At 56.7% G+C, this 19,971-nt stretch carries 23 protein-coding genes and 1 tRNA gene; 11 read left to right on the top strand and 13 right to left on the bottom strand.

The window, feature by feature from the left end:
- Positions 1-37 precede the first annotated feature (37 nt).
- The 6 genes from GXX95_04285 (at position 38) to purF (ending at position 4,883) form a co-directional block, all read left to right on the top strand.
- On the top strand, positions 38-658 hold the full coding sequence (locus GXX95_04285; GenBank protein ID NLT37360.1) for a TIGR00296 family protein: 621 nt from the start codon (positions 38-40) through the stop codon (positions 656-658).
- Complete coding sequence (gene pyrC / locus GXX95_04290) at positions 642-1,895, top strand: dihydroorotase (protein ID NLT37361.1); 1,254 nt, start codon at positions 642-644, stop codon at positions 1,893-1,895. Before GXX95_04285 ends, pyrC begins: the two co-directional genes overlap by 17 nt.
- On the top strand, positions 1,843-3,003 hold the full coding sequence (locus GXX95_04295) for a YkgJ family cysteine cluster protein (GenBank protein NLT37362.1): 1,161 nt from the start codon (positions 1,843-1,845) through the stop codon (positions 3,001-3,003). Before pyrC ends, GXX95_04295 begins: the two co-directional genes overlap by 53 nt.
- A 61-nt stretch (positions 3,004-3,064) precedes the next feature.
- Complete coding sequence (locus tag GXX95_04300; protein NLT37363.1) at positions 3,065-3,280, top strand: small nuclear ribonucleoprotein; 216 nt, start codon at positions 3,065-3,067, stop codon at positions 3,278-3,280.
- Positions 3,281-3,292: 12 nt separating this feature from the next.
- On the top strand, positions 3,293-3,460 hold the full coding sequence (locus GXX95_04305) for a 50S ribosomal protein L37e (protein NLT37364.1): 168 nt from the start codon (positions 3,293-3,295) through the stop codon (positions 3,458-3,460).
- Positions 3,461-3,464: 4 nt separating this feature from the next.
- Positions 3,465-4,883 carry an amidophosphoribosyltransferase gene (purF, locus tag GXX95_04310; GenBank protein NLT37365.1) on the top strand — a complete coding sequence of 473 codons (1,419 nt, stop codon included), beginning with the start codon at positions 3,465-3,467 and terminating at the stop codon, positions 4,881-4,883.
- Here the strand turns inward: purF and GXX95_04315 are convergent.
- A complete protein-coding gene (locus GXX95_04315) occupies positions 4,872-5,597 on the bottom strand; it encodes an epoxyqueuosine reductase (GenBank protein ID NLT37366.1) in 726 nt (241 codons plus the stop codon). The genes purF and GXX95_04315 overlap by 12 nt on opposite strands.
- A 113-nt stretch (positions 5,598-5,710) precedes the next feature.
- Between GXX95_04315 and GXX95_04320 the strand changes: the two genes are divergently transcribed.
- Positions 5,711-5,783: transfer RNA gene (locus tag GXX95_04320), tRNA-Ala, on the top strand.
- Between the two features lie 63 nt (positions 5,784-5,846).
- Here GXX95_04320 and GXX95_04325 read toward each other — a convergent pair.
- Entirely contained in the window at positions 5,847-6,302 is a 456-nt protein-coding gene (locus tag GXX95_04325) for a hypothetical protein (GenBank protein NLT37367.1), read from the bottom strand.
- 120 nt (positions 6,303-6,422) lie between these two features.
- On the opposite strand from GXX95_04325, the gene GXX95_04330 reads away from it, so the two are divergent.
- Positions 6,423-7,214 (top strand): DUF169 domain-containing protein, encoded by a 792-nt coding sequence (locus GXX95_04330; GenBank protein ID NLT37368.1) that lies wholly within the window; start codon positions 6,423-6,425, stop codon positions 7,212-7,214.
- Between the two features lie 314 nt (positions 7,215-7,528).
- On the opposite strand, the gene GXX95_04335 is transcribed toward GXX95_04330, so the two are convergent.
- Together GXX95_04335 and GXX95_04340 are read right to left on the bottom strand one after the other, a co-directional pair.
- The gene (locus tag GXX95_04335) at positions 7,529-7,723 is read right to left on the bottom strand and encodes a hypothetical protein (protein ID NLT37369.1); all 195 of its coding nucleotides are present in this window, start codon (positions 7,721-7,723) and stop codon (positions 7,529-7,531) included.
- A gap of 149 nt (positions 7,724-7,872) precedes the next feature.
- The gene (locus tag GXX95_04340; protein NLT37370.1) at positions 7,873-8,142 is read right to left on the bottom strand and encodes a hypothetical protein; all 270 of its coding nucleotides are present in this window, start codon (positions 8,140-8,142) and stop codon (positions 7,873-7,875) included.
- Positions 8,143-9,208: 1,066 nt separating this feature from the next.
- On the opposite strand from GXX95_04340, the gene GXX95_04345 reads away from it, so the two are divergent.
- Positions 9,209-9,877, top strand: a complete 669-nt coding sequence (locus GXX95_04345; GenBank protein ID NLT37371.1) for a YkgJ family cysteine cluster protein — start codon at positions 9,209-9,211, stop codon at positions 9,875-9,877.
- A gap of 183 nt (positions 9,878-10,060) precedes the next feature.
- Here the strand turns inward: GXX95_04345 and GXX95_04350 are convergent, their stop codons facing one another.
- The 3 genes from GXX95_04350 to GXX95_04360 form a co-directional block, all read right to left on the bottom strand.
- Positions 10,061-10,975, bottom strand: coding sequence for a cysteine synthase family protein (locus GXX95_04350; protein NLT37372.1), 915 nt, complete (start codon positions 10,973-10,975; stop codon positions 10,061-10,063).
- A 210-nt stretch (positions 10,976-11,185) separates the two neighbouring features.
- Positions 11,186-13,651 carry a PAS domain S-box protein gene (locus GXX95_04355; protein NLT37373.1) on the bottom strand — a complete coding sequence of 822 codons (2,466 nt, stop codon included), beginning with the start codon at positions 13,649-13,651 and terminating at the stop codon, positions 11,186-11,188.
- Between the two features lie 271 nt (positions 13,652-13,922).
- Positions 13,923-14,339, bottom strand: coding sequence for a VOC family protein (locus GXX95_04360; GenBank protein NLT37374.1), 417 nt, complete (start codon positions 14,337-14,339; stop codon positions 13,923-13,925).
- A 328-nt stretch (positions 14,340-14,667) separates the two neighbouring features.
- On the opposite strand from GXX95_04360, the gene GXX95_04365 reads away from it, so the two are divergent.
- Positions 14,668-15,024, top strand: a complete 357-nt coding sequence (locus GXX95_04365) for a hypothetical protein (GenBank protein NLT37375.1) — start codon at positions 14,668-14,670, stop codon at positions 15,022-15,024.
- A 23-nt stretch (positions 15,025-15,047) separates the two neighbouring features.
- Here GXX95_04365 and GXX95_04370 read toward each other — a convergent pair whose 3' ends face one another.
- A complete protein-coding gene (locus tag GXX95_04370) occupies positions 15,048-15,470 on the bottom strand; it encodes a C_GCAxxG_C_C family protein (protein NLT37376.1) in 423 nt (140 codons plus the stop codon).
- A gap of 114 nt (positions 15,471-15,584) precedes the next feature.
- Positions 15,585-15,947, bottom strand: a complete 363-nt coding sequence (locus GXX95_04375) for a protease inhibitor I42 family protein (protein NLT37377.1) — start codon at positions 15,945-15,947, stop codon at positions 15,585-15,587.
- 142 nt (positions 15,948-16,089) lie between these two features.
- On the opposite strand from GXX95_04375, the gene GXX95_04380 reads away from it, so the two are divergent.
- Positions 16,090-16,509: an META domain-containing protein gene (locus GXX95_04380; protein ID NLT37378.1), complete on the top strand. Its 420-nt coding sequence runs from the start codon at positions 16,090-16,092 to the stop codon at positions 16,507-16,509.
- A 150-nt stretch (positions 16,510-16,659) separates the two neighbouring features.
- Here the strand turns inward: GXX95_04380 and GXX95_04385 are convergent, their stop codons facing one another.
- From GXX95_04385 to GXX95_04400, 4 genes are all read right to left on the bottom strand, one after another.
- On the bottom strand, positions 16,660-17,418 hold the full coding sequence (locus GXX95_04385; GenBank protein NLT37379.1) for an NYN domain-containing protein: 759 nt from the start codon (positions 17,416-17,418) through the stop codon (positions 16,660-16,662).
- Positions 17,415-18,947, bottom strand: a complete 1,533-nt coding sequence (locus GXX95_04390; GenBank protein ID NLT37380.1) for a hypothetical protein — start codon at positions 18,945-18,947, stop codon at positions 17,415-17,417. The genes GXX95_04385 and GXX95_04390 overlap by 4 nt, the downstream gene beginning before the upstream one ends.
- A gap of 42 nt (positions 18,948-18,989) precedes the next feature.
- Complete coding sequence (locus tag GXX95_04395) at positions 18,990-19,310, bottom strand: non-heme iron oxygenase ferredoxin subunit (protein NLT37381.1); 321 nt, start codon at positions 19,308-19,310, stop codon at positions 18,990-18,992.
- A gap of 123 nt (positions 19,311-19,433) precedes the next feature.
- On the bottom strand, positions 19,434-19,952 hold the full coding sequence (locus GXX95_04400; GenBank protein NLT37382.1) for a GNAT family N-acetyltransferase: 519 nt from the start codon (positions 19,950-19,952) through the stop codon (positions 19,434-19,436).
- Positions 19,953-19,971: the final 19 nt, after the last annotated feature.

Raw genomic sequence — 19,971 nt, forward strand, 5'->3', positions numbered from 1 at the left:
GCGATAAGTCCATCTATCGGTTAATGCCGTCAATGGTATGGGTACGAGCGTGAACGATATGGAGGGAGAGCTGGCGGTCAGGATCGCGAGGCAGGCGGTGGAGGCCGAGGTCAGAGGTAGGTCAGACCATCGCGTGGACGCACCGGCAAGCTTCCGGGAGAAGAGAGGGGCCTTCGTCACCCTGAACACCTATCCTGATCTCTCTTTACGGGGATGCATCGGTTTCCCGGAGCCCATCTACTCACTGGCTAGCGCCCTCGTGCAAGCGGCCCATCATGCCTGCCACGATCCTCGCTTCGATGACCTGAGGGCAGAGGAGCTCGATGGCATAGTGGTGGAGGTATCCATACTCAGCCCTCCCCAGGAGGTCCGCGTGGTGGAGCGTAGGGAACTGCCCGGGGAGATCGTGATCGGCAGGGACGGCCTCATCATTGAATATGGTCCGTACCGCGGTCTCCTCCTCCCGCAGGTGCCCGTGGAGTGGGACTGGAACGTCGAGGAGTTCCTCGCCCACACCTGCAACAAGGCGGGACTGCCACCAGAAATGTGGTTGGACGAGCGTACCAAGGTCTATAAGTTCGAGGGAGAGATATTCCACGAGCTGACCCCGCGGGGTCAGGTGCAGAGGAAGGATATCGCTCATGGATCTGGTCATTGAGGGCCGCGCCTTTGTCAAAGGCCGCCTGTCTAATTGGTGCATCGGGATCGAGGACGGCCGTATCGTAGAGGTAGCGAAGAACCTCAAGGGAGAGGAGCATTTGGACTACGGTCAGATGCTGGTGCTGCCGGCGGCGATCGACCCTCATGTGCACTTCCGGGATCCCGGGCTCACCGCCAAAGAGGACTTCTCCACGGGGACGATGGCAGCGGCCTTTGGGGGGGTCGGCTGCGTGCTGGACATGCCCAACACCCTTCCGCCGGCGACCAGTCTGGCGAGCCTCAAAGAGAAGCAGCTGACCATTGCCGGGAAGGCGTGGACCGACTACGGACTGTTCGCGGGATGCGTACCCGGCGTCAAGCTGGAGGAGATGGCCCCGCACGCCGCAGGGTACAAGATGTTCATGGGCTCGTCCACCGGGAAGCTCCTGGTCACTGAGGATAAGGAGAGGGCACGCATCGGTCATGCTGTCAAGGCCACCAACAAGGTCCTGAGCGTGCATGCCGAGGAGGAGGCGCTTTTGGGAAAGGAAAGGGAGCAGGACATCCGTGACCACTTGCGGAACAGGCCCTACCAGGCGGAGGTGGCCGCGATCAACAAGCTTTCGGCCATGGGATGCCGCGTTAACATCTGCCACCTGTCATCGGCCGCGGGGCTGGGAGCTGCCAGCGGTCATAACTTCACGAAGGAGGTCACGGCCCACCACCTGTTCCTGGACCGGGACAACGAGCGGGGTACGTTCGCCAAGGTCAACCCTCCCTTGAGGACCAGGGAGGACCGCTTCGCTCTGATGCAAGCGTTCCTCGATGGTAGGATCGACATGCTCGCCTCCGATCACGCGCCCCACACCATCGAGGACAAGTCGCAGGAGTTCGACATCGCTCCCTCAGGGATGCCTGGGGTGGAGACGCAGGTGCCCCTCATGCTCGCCCTGGTGAAAAAGGGGTCGCTGCCCCTGGACGTCCTGGTGCGGGCGATGGCGGAGAGGCCTGCGGAGGTGTTCTCGTTGAACAAGGGCCGCATCGAGAAGGGACGGGACGCCGATCTCATGGTGGTGGACACCCGTGCCCTGGGCGGCATAAAGGTTAATAACCTCCATAGTAAGTGCGGCTGGACCCTCTACGAGGGATACGACGCCATCTTCCCCCATGCCACATACGTACGTGGGCGGAGGGTCGTGGAGGATGGCGCCATCGCCGGCGAGAGGGGAGGACGGGACGTGGTTGTTGGACCTTGATGTGGACATGTCGGAGCTGGAGGGCAAGGCCTTCACCTGTGACGATAAGTGCGGACTGTGCTGCCTCTGCCAGGCAGAGGTGCTCCCTCATGAGCTACCGTTCTTCAAAAAGAACCACCCGGACCGCATCGTGATGAAGAACGAGCCCCACCGCCACGCCGCCTTGGCGCTGAAGAACGGGGAGGGCCCCTGCTCCTTCCTGTCCTCCGGCCGGCGTTGCCAGATATATGCGCAGAGGCCTCATTACTGCCGCCAGTTCCCCTTCCACATGTACGTGGGCACGCGAGTGCAGGTGGAGCTGGACCTCTCCTGTCGAGGAGTGTGGTACGGCGGAAGGGAGGACGCCCTGGTGATCGGAGGACAGATGGTCTCGGAGCACGCGGAGGTGCTCAGGAGGACGTTGCAGCAGTCCCTTGCCGTGCACCGGGAGTTCGAGATGAACTGCGCCGAGGCAGGCATCGCCCGCGCCCCCGAAGCGCTGCGCAGGACCATGGAACAGCACCTGCCGGACCTCATGGACCCGCTGTACCTGGCCCACGTATTGGACCTCTCGGCCGAGGAGGAGGAGATGGAGTCGTTGCCCACGATGTCCTCGTTGCCGACGTACGACCGCAGGGAGCTGGAGGCGTCCGCACGGGAGACCGGCCTGGAATCGCTGAGCGCCGAGGACGTGTACTCGGCCCCAGTATACTGCGATCCCGCGGGCATATGGAACGTCCTCCTGGCGCGCGATGGGAAGGTGGAATGGACGGTCATGGACGACGACGGAAAGGTGTCTCCGGTGCGCTCCATCGACCCCCGGAAGGTACAGTTGCTTCAGCCGGAAGGCCTGGGGAGAGAGGTGTTCATCGACTACCTCCGCATCCTGAACCGTCGGGACAGCATGCTTGGATACGCATACTTCCTTGTTGACGACTACGGTTACGAGGATCCCCTGGCCAACACTTACTACGGGGCCATGGCCGCCGCGGCCCTGGACCTCCTGTGGCGTTCCTCGCTCATCGCCCATATGCGCGGCGGGAAACTGGACCGAGAAGGAATGATCGAAGGCATCATCTCCTTCGACATGGACAGGCTGGACGCTCCCACGATAGGCGCGTTCATCTAGCCCCCTGAGCTAGTAACCTTAAAATAGTCCCCGGATTATGGGGCACTTTGGTGGCTGTAACATGCAGAAACCTCTGACCGTTCTGAACCAGGCGATCAACCGTCCCGTGATCGTCGAGCTAAAGGCTAACAGGGAATACCGGGGCATCCTCGATGGATACGACCCTCACATGAACCTGGTCCTGAAGAACGCGGAAGAGCTCATCAACAACGAAGTGGTGAGAAAGCTCGATGTTACCATCGTGCGCGGGGACAACGTCATTTACATTTCACCGTAAGGAGATGAAAACATGGGAAAGGGCACTCCGTCAATGGGTAAGAGGTCAAGTGGCAAATCGCATATTCCCTGCCGCCGCTGCGGAAGGAGCGCTTACAATATGCAGAAGGGCGTCTGTGCGTCCTGTGGATATGGTAAGTCCCCGAGGTTGAGGTCCTATTCCTGGGCTAAGCAGCACTAACTCCATGAACGATGACATGGACGACAGGCCCAAGCATTACTGCGGGGTCGTCGCCATGGCCTACGACACCCTCGTAGCTCCGGACCTGAAAAGATCGTTACGTATTATCCAGCACCGTGGTCAGGAGGCGGCGGGCATTGTCGTTAATGATGCCGGGAAGACCTCCTATGTCCGGGGCGAGGGCCTCGTGCATGAGGTCCTGGCGGGCAAGGAGTTCGATTCTCTTAAAGGGAACATAGGTATCGGCCACGTTCGGTACGCCACCACTGGTTCCTCCTGCTCTCAGAACGCGCAGCCCATCGTCGTCACCTCCCAGGTCGGGGACGTGGCGCTGGGACACAACGGCGATATTGTGAACGCAGAGAAGCTGCGCTCGAAGCTCCAGGAGACCGGGTGGGCGTTCCTGACGACCACGGACTCGGAGATAATCGTGCGGTTGCTGGCCAATGAGCTGCGCCAGACATCGGACGCCATCAAGGCCATCCGTGCCACCATGAAGATGCTGGAGGGCGCGTACTCCCTGGTCATCATGATAGGCAACCGTATCTATGGCGTAAGGGACCCCCTGGGATTCCGTCCCTTGTGCCTGGGAAAGCTTCCACACGGCTACTGCATCGCGTCCGAGTCTGCTATATTCAGCATCCTCCAGGGAGATTTCATCAGAGACGTGCTCCCCGGAGAGATCATCGAGCTCACCAAGGATGGGTTCACCTCCTCCAAGATGGTCACCGTGCCGCCTCACACGGCCCACTGCATGTTCGAGTGGGTGTACTTCGCCCGTCCCGACTCCGTGATCGACGGAAGGGAGGTGTACGCGGTCCGCAAGCGTATCGGCATGACCCTGGCCAAGGAGCAGCCGGCCGAGGCGGACGTGGTCATACCTGTTCCCGACTCCGGTCGCGCGCATGCCCTGGGCTACTCCCTGGCCTCCGGCATCCCCTACGACGAGGGGCTGATGAAGAACCGCTATGTCGAGAGGACGTTCATCATGCCCGAGCAGTCACAGAGGGAGGAGGGAGTGAGCATCAAGCTCAACCCCATCACATCCACCATCTATGGCAAGAGGGTCGTGGTGGTGGACGACTCCATCGTGCGTGGGACCACCCTGCGAAAGATCGTGCAGATCCTGCGTAGGGGCGGTGCTAAGGAGGTCCATGTCCGCATCGGATGCCCTCCGGTCCGCGCCCCCTGCTATTACGGCATTGATATGAAGACCCGCGTCCAGTTCATTGCCACCGGGAAGACGGTCCAGCAGATAGGTGAGTATCTCACTGCCGACAGCCTCGGATACCTCTCGTTGAACGGCCTCGAGGAGGCCCTGGCCATGCCGGACAACGATCTCTGCCTGGCATGCCTTAATGCGGAGTATCCCACGCAGGTTCCGGGGGAGCGCATGCGCTTCCAGCAGCGTCTAGACGTGTAGTTCGCGGGACGCTTTTTTACCGTAGGGGCAGGCGTACAGGCACATCCCGCACACAGGCACCTTGCCCTGCGCCTTCATGTCTAAGAAGTACCTCTCGCAGGCTCGGGCATCATACCTCATCTCCCGCGGCTCTCCGGGGACGAAGTTACGGCCTGTGAAGGCGTGGATGGGGCAGGCGTCCACGCACTCACGGCAGTCCCCACATCGCTGTTCCAGGGGCTCCCCCGTCGCCGGCAGGGGCGCGTCCGTTAGCACCGTGGTAAACCGCACTCGTGGGCCTGACTGAGTTGTCACCAATAGGCAGCTCTTGCCGATCCATCCGAGGCCGGCCGCATGGGCCGCAAGCTTGTGGGAGAACACCGCGCAGATGCGCTCATCTTCCACTCTCTCGGAGGCCGGTATGGGATATGCCCTGAAGCCGGCATCCTGCAGCGCGGAGGCGACGCGGGAGGCGATTGCATCAAGGCGCAGGTTCACGACCTCATAGGCGTGGGTATGGTAGGCCACCGCCACCGCCGACCGGTCCCTTTCCGGCAGGCGGTCTACTATGGGGTGCATGAGCTTGACGCCGATGGAGACCGCCCTGGGATATCCGGATACCTCCTCACCGCCCTGCCTCATGACCTCCTCTTTGACCGCGGTGAGGTCCGCCACACCATAGATGTCCCCGCCCAGCCGGCGCACCAGCCTCGGCATCTTCTCATGAAGCTCCATGTCTCAGGAGATTGGAGGGGACGCCCATAAACCATTCTCCATGCTAGGATTAGAACACGTCTGGTTCCGGATGAAAAACTTTAATTAGAGGCATCTGCTTGCCAGGTTACACCGGGCAGGTAGATCAGTTGGAAGATCGCTACCTTGGCATGGTAGAGGCCGGGGGTTCAAATCCCCCCCTGTCCACTTTTTATCATCCAACCTCAATTATACTGCCATCAATATGACCGGATGGTCATTCAGTCTGAGTTAATTTGATTTACCATCATCCTTCCTTTTCTGGTCCTCATTGTTGTTCATCAGGGATTTCAGCTCATAATATTCTTCTTTCGTTATCTCTCCTATGACCAACCTCATATCCAAAATCTCTGATGCTGATCCTTCTTTATTTGACCCTTCTTTCTTAGGATCCAACAGAAGACTATCTATCGATATTCTTAATGGGGCAGCAACAACTAACAATATCCAATATAAACCAATCCCTACAATGAGCCAACCAATGAAACTAATATCATAAGGTTTGTTGGCATTCAGTGCAGCAGCTAGGAGTGCTATGGAGAGGCCGATTACCGCCACCAATGCCCCGATTATGATAAGACAATGGCGCCTTCCCAATTTCATGGCGACCCTTAACATTACTATAGCGATAAAAAAAGAGATGGTTTTAATTATCTTTCCATTCCTCGAATAATTGACATCTTCCATTCATGTAACGGTCGAGTTGCTTGCCAGTGAGTTACAGATGATCCCGATCCTCGGGCAGGAAACGGGGACGCTTCATCTACCTGGAAATGTGAACATTTGATATAAACTGGTGTTCGTATTATGGCCATGAACGCGAGGACCATCGGCGCGAAGCTCACTCAGGCGGGGAAGCTGCCTGGAAGGGCGGTGTGCGTGTTCGGAAGCGAGGACCTTCCACAGGACTCGGTACAGATATCGAAGATCGATCGTTGCATAGCCCGGGCGGTATACAAGATCTCCATGAAAGGGGACATCCCTCCAGTACACTTCGGCACCGAGGCCAAAGCGGGCCTATGTCCGGGTGGCCAGGGTTGGTGTGGGGTGACGGCTTTCTCACCAACGACCAAGTATTTTGTATCGACAGGAAAGCTTGACATAATGGGAGGAGCGGCCGAATACCTCAAGCCCAATCCGGATGCGGCAGAGCGATTCTTCAACGCCCCTGGAAAGATCGCTCTTCCTTCCAAGTACCTCAATATCGCCGGATGGGACCAGCTCGACGAGGCCCAGGAGGTCCTATCGTTCATCTTACTGGGCAACGCCGAGTCCATAAGGAACTTGGGTGCCCTGATCCAGTATTCTTTTGACGACATCTTCGGGCGCATCATGATGCCTAGCGGTCCCTCCTGCGCGTCCATGGTGACCTATGCCGCTGGCTTGACGGAAAAAGCTCCTCGAGGTACAGCTTCCGTCGGACCAGTGGACCCCACCGGCAACGCCTGGTTCCCGCCAGAGATGATGTCAATGGCCATACCCTTAGAGATGGCAAAGATCATGGCAGAGAACATAGAAGGCTCATTTCTAGCTAAAAGACCCCAGGTCGCCTTCCCTGCCAAGAGATTAGGGATGGACGAAAAGGCCGATCATTTTTAATAAATTGGCGGAAAAAGTGAGGGGATCTTTTTCCAGCTCCTCTTACAATTCTTTCGAGCCATTTCTTGAGGGCAGCATCTTAAGGAAATAATATTCATTCTCATATCATCTGCCCTTACGCAAACTTCAACAATGAGCTAAAAGAAGGGCTCCCTCTCAGGATCATGCAGATCGCTCCCAGGAAGATGTAAAAAGGCGAGTATATCTTATCTTCAGGATTATCGTACCTGTGTTTAATGTCCCGAATGGGAACGGTCGGCTCATCTCCCAATTATTAAAAAATTGGGATGTGGCGATGGGATTTCGCCAGTGGTTCAGGACCACTCATCCTGGACGGGCTTATGTATGAGTATAGGCAGCAGCCAGAGCGCAGAGCCCAGGATCATCATGACCAGGCCCAGCGCCACCATCAGCTGCCCCGGTATGAACCACACGATCGCTACCACGAACGCTAGGAAACCTAGCACGAACCACTTGAAGACCTCGGAGTTCTCGATATCTCTACCCATGTCCACGACCTCATTGGCCCCACCCCACTCCTTTGTCTTATAACCGGCGGAGGTAGGAAGTATGCGAGGACCTCAGCCAGTTCGGAATGAGAATGAAAAGCGATAGTTATCTATTATAATATATAGATGAAAATGTATAGAAATGATATTTACCTCGCCCCGGCCACCTTATGCCTCTCGTGCAAAGAAGATCGGAACCTATGGGCGGTAACAGGAGGCAGGTCGTCTGGGTCGGCTCCCTGCGCTCCTTCTAAGTTGCCTCCGATAAGCAGGATATTCATCGTACCAAGGCCGGTTCCACTGTCCTCGCAATCGATAACGATGAGAAGTTCCCTGTCCTTCAGCAGGATCCCGGGCATCCTCAACGTTCCTCCCGCGATCACTCTGTCCACAGAGCAATACAACGTTAGCCCGATCATCAAAATTACCCAAGGCACTGCCTGACACACATCATCAGACTCGCATGTTCTGGGCCGATGAGGGATGTCCAGAATGAACAATCGGTCAGATGAACCTATAATTGTCTTTTAACTGAAAGCATGCTACATGATAACCATTAAATTGGTAACCGATACGGCTCGCATTTTTAATAATTATTCTGAAAGAAAATAATAAATAACCCTGGTTCCCAGTTGATGGATGACCCTTGGGGGGGATAAACGATAAAAGGAGGTGAAAACGGATGTTCGAGTTTGTATACTTCAGCGGATCAGTGATCTTCCTGGCCGCTACCTGGTGCTATATCAAGGTCAAGAGCGGTCGTGGCGGCGGTCCGCCCACTTAAAGTGGGTTGCGATAGGAATTATATGGGGTCTCAGGACCTCATTTTTCATTTCTTTTTCTTAGATCTGTAATACTTGGAGAATTTGACCTTGAGCATCCAGGCAGTAATGCTGCTGTATGAGGATATTTGGGGCGAAAATAGATGAAAGATCTCTCTAGTAAGAAAACGTGATGAAGGAGTCAGTAGTGGTGCTACAATACGACTTATTTCTCCAGCATCTTTTCCAGTTCCTTCATGTACTCAAAGGTGGAGATGTCGACAACCTCGACCTTCAGGATGTACCCTTCCAGGCTCTTCTTGGCATCCGCGATGAAACCCATGGTCAGCTCATCGGTACCGAATGGGCAATAACCCTCAACGTTGAATTTTTCATACATCTCTTGAGCAAGTTTATCCTCGATCGGCGAGATGATGCGGATGATCACGCCCATAGGATTTTTATAGCTCTATTTATTTTGATTTATTTGAATAATTATAATAGATAATATCATCTGATATGCCAGATATATTTTGCTACATCACTGTCTATAGATCATTATCATATCAAGAGTTAGGATGATTCCAATCGGTTTGTTGGTAAAGGGGAATCCAATTACCGTTCTTATAACAGATGAGAGCTCCATCCAGTAATCTAGTGATAGAAAGTATCAGTGCTAAATAATTACATCAAATGAGATTAGGTATCACAACTGGTGGTACGATTGGGGATAGAGCAGCTGATCTTCAAGGGAAAAGCGGTTGACCAAACATACGCTCAATGGGTAGAGGAACTGTATGCAACCGGAGGCATCGAGCGCAGCATAGCCGGCAGAATGGCTCTTCTTGCAGAGCTTCAGGATGGCTTCCAATGTGAGAGGTGCGGCAAGTGCTGCAGGGAGCAGAAGGAGATAGAGTTCAGCATGGATGATCTGAAGCTGGCATCAAAGAAGCAAGGGATGAATGTCCCCCAGTTCATACGAAAATACGGCTTGAAGAGGATGTCCTATGCGGGCATAGGCATCTATCACGCCCTCAAGCTAGCTGATGGTGATCGATGTCCGTTCCTAGACGGCGCTGAGTGCGTCATCTATGAGGCTAGGCCTGATGTCTGCCGCCGATATCCTTTCTTGACACCGGAGGGAGTGGCCCGTACCCTGCAGATGGAGAAAGGGATATGGTTCTACGGGGCCCAATGCGATGCGTCGGTGGAGTACATGCGGAGGATGTCCGCGGAATTGGGGCTAGCCGAGCCCGAGCCCGATGCGGAGACCAAGAATAAGATGAAGGCGAAGAAGAGGTCGTCCAAGCCCAAGAAGAAGGCCGTCAAGAAGTCCACCAAGGGCAAGAAGAAAAAGGCTAGCTCGAAACCGGCCAAGATCGCCGGGGAGTGATGTCTATAAGGTATTCCCGAGGCCTCGGACCGGCTTTCAGCGCCCCCGCGCCATCATTCCCGATCGCCCTTGAAGAGCCGGGCTTGTGATGAAGCCTTCGACCATAACGACGGTCTCAAAGAGATTAGAGGGTTTGGAGCGAAGTCCCATCTGCGTTTGGATCCGGCCGCCGTTCAGCAGCGTTCAAGCCTGGAACAGGCTGGTGCTCAGATACTTCTCTCCTCGGTCCGGCAAGATGGTCACGATTACCCCGGAATCTATCTGTTTGGCCAGCTCCACGGCGGCATACATTGCGGCTCCGCTGCTCATGCCGACGAAGATGCCCTCCTGTTTCACGATCTGACGTGTCATCTCGTACGCCGCTTCCGTCTCCACCATTATCGTGGTGTCGATCTCTGACGGATCGTAGATCGCCGGGACGATGGCCTCCTCCATGTTCTTGAGCCCCTGGATGTAGTGACCCTTGACAGGATGGGCGCTTACGACCTTGATGTTAGGGTCGTGCTCCTTCAACGCCTTGCCCACTCCCATGATCGTACCGGAAGTGCCGAGGGCCGAGACGAAGTAGTCCACCATGCCTCCGGTCTGCTTCCAGATCTCATCGCCCGTGGTCTTGTAATGTGCCATCTTGTTGTACTGGTTCGAGAACTGGTCGGGCATGAAGTACTTCTCGGGGTTTTCCCTGACAAGTTCTCTCGCCATCCTTATCGCGCCGTCCGTGCCGTACTTCCCCTCGCTCAGGGTCACGGTCCCCCCGAAAGCCTTGATCATCTGCCGCCTCTCCACCGAGACGGACTCGCTCATGACGATCTCTACCCCATAGCCTTTTATCGCACCTATCATGGCCAGGGCTACTCCGGTGTTACCCGACGTGGGCTCGATGATGGTCTTGCCCCTGGTGAGCTTACCCTCCTCCTCCGCCTGCTGGATCATGCTCAGGGCGATCCTGTCCTTGATGCTGCCGGTGGGATTGAAGCCCTCCACCTTTGCATAGATGGTCGTGTTCCTGTTGGGATTGAGCTTGTTGATCTTGACCAATGGTGTGTTGCCGATCGTTTTCAGGATATTTTCCTTGAAATCAGCTGCTGGCTTTTCCATATTATGCTCTCCGGGTCAGAACGAAGAGCGTTTATCATAGATATAATCCAGTGAGGGAGTATCAAGATAGGATAGGTCATGAACGCCAATTTACGGCCCTCGATTGGAACGGATCTCCCCCCACGGGATGTTTAGGTCTAACGAGCCAGTAAGTTGAGGAATGTATTTTCCTAAAACCAATGCTCTTCTTCCGACCTCTACGTCCGATCGTCACGCGGGCAGCGTGAAGTAGAACGTCGATCCCTTACCCGGTTCGGACTCGAACCATATCTTCCCGTTGTGGTGCTCGACGATCTTCTTTACGATGGCGAGGCCTATGCCCGTGCCTTCGTACTCCTCCTGTGAATGGAGGCGCTGGAACATAAGGAAGAGGCGATCCCCATGCTTAGGCTCAATGCCGATGCCGTTGTCCTGAACAGATATCACCCAAGCATCGTTCTCCAAGCGGGCGGACACATGTATCTGCGGCGCCTCCTCGGCGCGGAACTTGACGGCGTTGCCGATGAGGTTCTGAAGCACCTGAACCATCTGCGTACGGTCCACGGTGACCGTGGGCAAAGGGTCGTTGGTGATGGAGGCCCCGCTCTCCTCTATCGCCCCTTTCAGGTCCTTCAGGACGATGGCCAGGACATCCTCCAGTTCCACCTTTTCCAGCGCCTTGCCCTGAGTCTCGATCCGCGAATACAGGAGCAGGTCATCGATCATGCGTCTCATGCGCACAGAGCCCTCAAGTGCATAACGCATGAACTCCTTCGACTTAGCGTCCAACTCCTTCCCGGCGTACCTGTCCAGAAGGCCGAGGTACGAGGAGACCATCCTCAGCGGCTCTCGCAGATCGTGCGATGCCACGTAGGCGAACTGTTGGAGCTCGGCGTTGGACCTTCGGAGCTCCTCGGCGGACCTCTTTTTCTCCTCCTCTGCCCTCTTGCGGTGGAGGGCTTCCACGATCGCCGGGGCCAGTGACTCTACCGTGCGGAGGTCTTCGTCGTTATACCCATCCTCTTTGTTACCCAGCCCTATCATTCCGATGACCTTGCCTAAGTGCGTGAGAGGTACTCCCAGGAAGGAGGTTAGTCGAGGATGCCCATCTGGCAGTTCGATGTAATCAGGGTGGGCGCCGGGATCATTGGAGTAGAATGCCTTCCCCCCCGTCAGGACGCGTCCGAAGATCCCATGGACCTTGAGGTTCGTGGGGTACCTCTCGGACCGATGAGGAGAGGTGAAGCTGTACGCCTCCCACTCCATTCCCCCGGCGATCCCCTCCATGCCGTTTGGAGGTTGTATATGCCCGATGAGCCCGAACCTGCTGTTGGTTAGAATCTCCGCCACCTTCAGGCACGCAAGGCCCAGTTCCTCGTTGGACTCGGCGGAGATGGCCTCACGGAAGATGCGGTTGATGCCCTCTAGAATGGCCTGCTTGCGCCAGATATCCTCCTCGGCCTTCTTGCTCTCAGTGATGTCTGTGGTGGTCACCCCGCAGGCGTTCTCGGAGCATCTCCAGACGATGCTGTTGAAATGCCTGTCCAGTCTTGTATTATAGCTCTCGATCTGGACGGGCAGGCCTGTTTTAAGGGCCCTGTCCAGTGCTTCCAGCCAGCGCTCATCCGCAGATCCGATGATGCTCCTGGCCATTTTCCCCACCACTTCCCTTTTGTTAAGGCCTGTCATCCTCTCCCATGACGGGTTGACGTCCTGGTACTTGCCGTCCACCAATCGGCCATCTTTGAAGACCGGTTCCACCAGTTCGAATGCCTCGGCCATGGAATCGAACAGATGGCGGTATCGGCCCTCACTTTTACGCAGGGCCCGCTCCGTCCTCTTCCTCACAGTGATGTCCTCGAAGACAGTGTAGACCTGGTAGGGCCTGAGCTCCCCTGGTCTGAAAAGAGGTACCGCAGTGATGTCGATCCAGCGGTAGTCCCCATCGCGCAGGTTCCAGACCCCCATAATGACGTCCCTTATCCTGATCCCCGTCCTGAGCGCTACCATGGCGGGGTGCTCCTCCCCCGGGAACGTGGAACCGTCCTCCCTGATGCAATAACGCTCCTCCCCGACGGAACTGCTGCCGATGAAATCCTCAGGGTCCTTCCCCAGAATGCGCTCGGCCACCGGGTTCATGGAAATGATCTCACCGCTGGCATCCTGGAAGACGACACCCTGGAGCATTGTATCGTGCAGGAGCCGGTACATCTCCTCGGACTGCATTACAACATCTTCGGCCTTTTTCCTTTCCGTGGTCTCGATGAGGGACAGCACCAGACCGATGATGATGCCGCCCCCGTCCCTCACCGGTACGAGGGTCCAGTCCCAATAGGTCGTGCCTCTTTGTGGCTGATCAGGGTAGGTGAAGGGCTTGTCCCGATACTTTGCCGGGACCCCGGTATCGCGGACCCTCTTGAAGATGGCCTCGTTCTCCCCGTCCGGGTAGAGAATGAAATGGTTCTTTCCTATCATTTCCTCGGGGCGGAGCCCACAATTGCTCGCATACGCCTCGTTAACATAAATGAAGTTGAAGTCCGTGTCTATGTAGGCAAGGCATACATTGAGGGCGCTGTCCAGTATGGGCTTCAGATAATCCCAATCCTTCTCCATGCCCCTAACGCCCTCCACCGGGCCGTTTCTCAACGTGCCGCTCTCGTCTGAAGCATCGTCCTGATGATCGTCCCGATAGTTCATCTTATTCTCCATCTATGGTGTCAAGTTTTCCCTCGGTACGATGCTTGAAGGTCTTTCTAACTTATTATAAGCGACCTAGCACGCGGGTCGATGTTTTTCCCCATCAGTGGCAGACTCGAGAAACATGTCCTGCGTTGCGAAAGACGGAACGATGACGGTTTGAAGAAATTTGGATATGTGTCGGTCCTTGCCCTTTCCGGGCGGTCGCTCGACCTCTTTCGCATCCGTTGGAAGAAACCCTCAGGGACCACTGACAAGGTCCATGGAGACATCACAACCTGATGTTCCCTTCCGAATCCAGCTCCCAGAACGGATTGTATGCGACCTCCCACAGGTGCCCATCGGGATCGGAGAAGTATCCGCTATACCCGCCCCAGGAGGTTTTCTGTGCCGGCTTGACCACGTTGGCGCCCAAGGTTCTCATATGCGAAAGGAAGCTATCGACCTCCCCCTCATCCCTGCAGTTGTATGCCATGGCCATACCTCTGAAGCCCTGTCCCTCCGGGGGGACACCGGCATCCATGGCCAAAGCCTCCCGGGGGTAGAGGGCAAGGACCACCCCATTGAGCTGAAAGAGCGCAATATCTCCTTGGACCTGTGCCTTCCAGCCCAGACCTTCACTGTAGAAGGCGAGCGACCTCTGGAGGTCCTCGACCCCCAGGGTGATGACGTTTATTCGTGGATTCATGGCCTCCTCCCTCCCATAATAGTGCCCTGCAGTAAAATACAGATACCTTCATAGAGAAGGCTGCGGGCGCCCTCTCTGCATAGGCAATAGGCCGCTCAGATGAGCGATAAACAATTTCCACGAACATGGAGCCCAGGGCCCGGTTGGAAGGAGATCTCCCACCCGGAGGTATAGCTTAGATGAAGAATGAAGGTTGTAGCATACAAGCTCTCCATGGTTCGAGGGATGGTGATCTTTATCGATAACATATTATAATTAGATTGAAAAATATATTAATAGTAGGATAAACATCTTCAGCGAAGCGCGCTCTGCCGCGAGGTGAATGTTCATGTGCCCATTCGGATTCGTAAGCCATAAGGGTAAGAAGATCGCCGTCGTCGATTGTTCCAATACCACCGCCGAGGAGGCCATAGACATCATCCGGGATGCGCAGCAAAGGATCGCCTTCATGTCCAAGAACAGCCTCCTGGTGCTTACCGTGGGCGTCAATGCCCACTACAACGGGGAAAGCGCGGAGGTGGCCAGGGAGTTCGTGACATCCAACACCTTGTTCGTTAGAGCGTCGGCGGTCGTCGGGCTCGCCAGTATGAACGAGCTGAAGGACTCCATGGACCTGAAGGACCAGAGCAGGATAGAGGTGTTCGCCACCCAGGACGAGGCCATGGATTGGCTTGTTAAGCAGTAGATGATTGAAGGAACCTTGATGGATCACGCTTTGCGGATGATCCTGAAGGTCTTACGTACGGTCTCTATCACGAAGGACTCGCAACGCTCCCGATGCTCGGGGGACGTGAAGTCGCCGAAGTTCAGCTCATGGCACAGCGAGGAACCGAACTTGTCCCGGAACTGGTCATAAAGGTCCCGGGCGGCGTTGTAGCTCACGAAGCGGTCCTCCCCACATTCGGTCCTACCCAGCACGGTCCCCACGGCCAGCACCCCTCCGGAGAGGGCGCCGCACAGCTCCTGGCTCCTTCCCACTCCGCCGCCAAAGGGCGTGGCCATCTTCAGGGCGACGTCTGGGAGTTCCACGCCCAGACCGTAGCATACTCCTCTAAGAACGGACTCGGTGCAGTTGTAACCCTTCTCCCAGCATTCGGACGCGTGCTTGATGGCTTTCTCTTCCGACGGCATAGTGTCTCCCTACGAACGGCAGGACTATCCTCTGTTCCAGGTTAACCTTGTTGGTCCAAATAGTGTCTTGTGAACACGGAGGACGGCCATCTCAGTAGAGCGAATGACCCTGCCTTATAGAAGCTCCATGGCCGGAGGGATGTCGTCGTTCCCTGGTCCGTCGGGATCATGGGACGCCACTATCGGCCCGGCCACGGAGACCCTGACCTCTCTCTCCTCATGGGCCTCCTTTAACCACGGCCTCCTGTACCTGAGGTGCACCACCGTCTCTCCGTTTCTCAAGGGCAAGAACGTGAACGTCTGGTGTCCCCCGGCACCGATGAGGTCCGAGGACCTCTCGTACTCCTCCCCCAACAGCTCCAGGGCACCATCCTCATAGCTTGCTTCCCACCGGTATCCGGTACTGGGATTGGAGCTCAGGACGATGAAGAACCTCTCCCCGATCCTAGCCTCTATATTCTGCTCCTCCAGGCGCATCTCCTCGTATCTTGAGGGTCATCATCGGAGTTATTGTTTATCCTGATCGGAGGCTCCCGTTCTGCTCAACCGGCATCTTACATCCTCCCATGTCTTGACTGCCCGGGATGGGTTTAAAGTCCCGCCCGGCGTTGATGTACACATGGACATTGGGACAGAGGTAACGGGACGGAGATGGGAGCTTACCTCGATCTTGCTGGAGGGTCGATCCGTGCAGGGGGTGGTGGGCGCTGGTGCGTACATGGTCTTGGGACCGGACATGAGGGTCCATGGCCGGGGTGGTTGCAACCGATTCTTTGGCGCCTACTTCATGGACGGTGATGCCCTAAGCTTCGGAAACATCGCATCGACGAGGATGTACTGCTTTGAGACGATGCACGTGGAGGACGCCTTCTTCCAGGCCATGGGTCTGATCACTTCGCGGAACTTGGAGGAGAGCGTTCTGGAGTTGAGGTCCAGCGACGGCTCGACCATTCTGAGGTTCGAGGAATATGATGAAGTGGTCAGTGACATGCCTTCACCCACCGAGAAGGACGATCAACCCCCTTCGAACGTTGAATAAGATGACGACGATACCTGCCCTGAAGGTAAGGTCTGCGACCTCCGTGCTGCCCGCTTAAGGCTCGTTGAGGCCTGAGGCGAGCGAAGCACCCGTGCCTCAACCCTCATTCCCGTCCATGCCCTTGAAAACGTCTCTTGAGAGGGCGGTACGTTACTCTGGCTCCTTCTCCCTCTCCCGTTTCAGGATATCCTCCCAGTCCGGAGGCCGCTCCCGATATCCCCTGGATCGCCAGTAGGCGATGTTGTTGGGGTTCCTCTGGTTGGAGCGGTCGTTGCGGTACTTGAGGTACTTGTGCACGCTGAGGGGCTTGCCCGCCCCGTCGGTGACGCGCAGCTCCTCAGCGCTCTTTCTTTCCCTTCTCTCCTTGTCCGCAAGGCCTTCCAGCGCCCTGCTGCCTGGAGCCATCAACTGAAGGACGTGGCATCCGAAGCCCAGGTCCTCACACTTGGATATAAGGAAGCTGGAGATGGAGTTGGCCTCACCTACCACTACCGCTTCCTTGTGATGCATGCTGATGTACTCCATGGCCACGGTGATGTCCTTGTCCCCGGTGACCAGCACCAGAATGTCGGGGCAGTCAGGGTCGTGGAGCCTGTCCACGAGGGCACAGTGCATGGAGGGGTCCGTCAGGCTCTTCCCGAAGGAGATGGCACCGGTGTTCACGTCTATGTGCTTGAAGGACCTGGTCTCCCTGAACCGGAAGCCATTCAGCTCATAGTCCTCTCGGGTCTTCTGCGACCTCCACAGGGTCGCCTCATCAAGGAACACGTCTGCGTCCACCACCTCCCCCAATCCCTGGGCATACTCCTTGAGGACGCTCCCCACTCTCTCCAGGATCCTTAGCTCCCCGGCTTCGAACAGCCCCCTCTCCATGTTGGGCCCGTCCACGTATATCCCCACGGTGGTCATCCCCCGTCCCCCAGGCTGAGCGTTGCGCGCAGTCGATCGTCCGCCGACGTTCCCTCCAACATCTCGTTCAACAGGGCCAGGAGGACCCGAGGGATGGGCATGGTGACTATGTGCTCCTCCTCCAGATAAGCAAGCAGCCGCTCCCCTAGGGAGAAGCTGTACCTCGCGAGCGACTCATAGTAATCGAGGACGGTGATCTTGGCCACGATCTCCCGTGCGAGCCCCTCCGTCAGCTCCTCTCCTTCGGCCCGAGACATGAGGGCGTTCACCTTCTCTTCCAGCATGGCCACGTCCGGCTCGGGGAAAGCCGCTGGGTTCGAATACACTCGGCGCGACAGTGCCAGCAGCTTGCTCCCGATCACCAAGACCACGTCCTGAAGGGTGCTAGGGGACACAACGGTGCCATCGAGGAGAAAGCGGTCCGCATCGGGATCGTAATCAAGGTCGAAGCCCAGGACCGAGAAGTCCTCCAGACCATGGTCGGGATCATCGAGGTTGACGGGGAACTGCACCTCCGCGCGGATTCCTGACATCCTCCGCAACAGGGAGCGGAACACCTCGACCCCTTCGGGGCTGAGCGGCCGGGGCCTTCCAGCCAGGGCCCCCTCGAGGACAGGGTCCTCGACCAGCATCGTCTCCACGCTGAGGGCCTCCTGGAGGTACTGCTCGTCCTCGAAGGTTGGTCCGTGCAGTGCCACCCGACAACCGTGGATGCGGGGGTCCCTCCGCTCTGAGGCCAGGAACTCCAGCAGGTTGTAGTAGTCCTCGTTCTCCGTTCGGTTCATACCGAAGCCCCGGACGGTATGGAACAGACCCACGGTAAGCTCCTTCCTGGAGGGCGTCATACGAACGTCAAAGGTGCCCTGGTCCGGGGAGATCACCTCCCAGTAATCCTCCAGAACCTCCGGAAGATGGTAGAACTCATTCTCGCCGTGCAGGTTGTTCATGCGGAAGAGGTTCTTGAGGAAATACCTGGAGGTCTTTCTCAGCTCCGGGGGGAGGTCCTCGCTGGCCAGGCAGATGCGGTGGGTTAGGCCGGAAACATCATCCGTGCAGCGCTCATCCCCTGGCTCAATGATCTCTCCCATGCTCCGGCGCAAACCCTTCCAGTTGTCCAAGGAGAAGCGCAGAAGGTTGAACCTGCTCTCATCCACGCTATCCACGGTCTGGTCCAGGCCCCCTTCCACCACTGGGGCCAGGACACGCCGAAGTACCTCATTGCGGCTCTCTCCGCTCTCGGTTAGGGTCCTCAGCAGCATGAAGATGGTCGAGGTCCGCAGGCTCAGCTTGCATGAGGACATCTGAGAGTAGCCCTTTCGGAAGACCGCCTCCCCGTCGAACTCCAGGACCTTAATGAGCGTATCCACATCACCCTCGCCGGTTCGCCGGCGCTCATCGATCAGGTCCATGACCCGGCCTCGGGGTAAGAGCTCGATGACGTCGCCGGAGCGGACCGGGTAAAGCCCCTGAAGAGAGGCCAGCATCTCAGCGTCGCCCGGCCTATCAGCAGGTACTCGGCGTATGGACATGCTCGTTCCTAATGTCCTCGGCCCATATGCCCTTTTCGTGGATCAAACATCCACGGTCAAGCAACCTTTCTCCACACTTACGGGGTAGGTGCGGAGGTCCCACGCCCGCCCCTCGATGTCCACAGGTCCGCTGTAGACCTTACCGTTCCGCACATCGAAGCGCGCTCCGTGCCGGGGGCATCGCAGGATCTGCCCCTCCAGCGTCCCTTGGGAAAGGTCGGCCAGGCCATGGGAACAGATGCCGTCCATGGCGTAGTAGGTCCCATCAATGTTGACCACCAGGACGCTTCGTCCAAGCACCTCGATGCCCCGCATGCTCCCCGGAAGAAGCTCGGAGGCCAGGTAAACCAGTGTCTTAACCATCGGTACCCTTCATGTACATGGTCGATCAAGGTATACAACGCTTATCGAGGAGCTCACATGGATGACAGTTGGCTCATGACCAGCGATCTCCATTTTATTGCGTAGGGGCCGATGATGATTTATTCAAAGACTCCTTGCCAGTTCCTGCAGGGTCGGTCCCTCGATACGGTACACGGTCCAATCGGACATGGGCTTGGCGCCCATGCGTTCATAGAACCTAATGGACGATTCATTCCAGTCCAGGCACCACCAGTCCAGGCGCTCGCACCCGCGCTCAATAGTTATGAATGCGAGGCAGGCGAACATGCACTGACCGAGTCCGCGTCCTCGGTAGCGCTCATCTACGAACAGGTCCTCCAGGTACAGGTTGGCCTTGCCCAGGAAGGTGGAGAAGTTGTGGAAGAACAGGGCGAAGGCCACGGGGACGCCGTTCAACTCTCCTAAGATCACCTCTGCCTGCTTCTTCAAGAACAACGATTCATGGAGGACCTCCTCGGTAGCGACAACCTCTGAGGACAGCCGCTCGTACTCCGCAAGTCGCTTGATGAAATGCAGGATAAGGGTCTCGTCTCCTTCCCGAGCGAAACGGATGGTAAACCCGGGGATGCTAGTATCGAAGCTCTTACCGGCCTCATTGGTCATCATGTCACCCATCTTATCA

The organism is Methanomassiliicoccus sp. (assembly GCA_012719175.1).
In the GTDB taxonomy this organism is placed as follows: Archaea; Thermoplasmatota; Thermoplasmata; order Methanomassiliicoccales; family Methanomassiliicoccaceae; genus UBA6.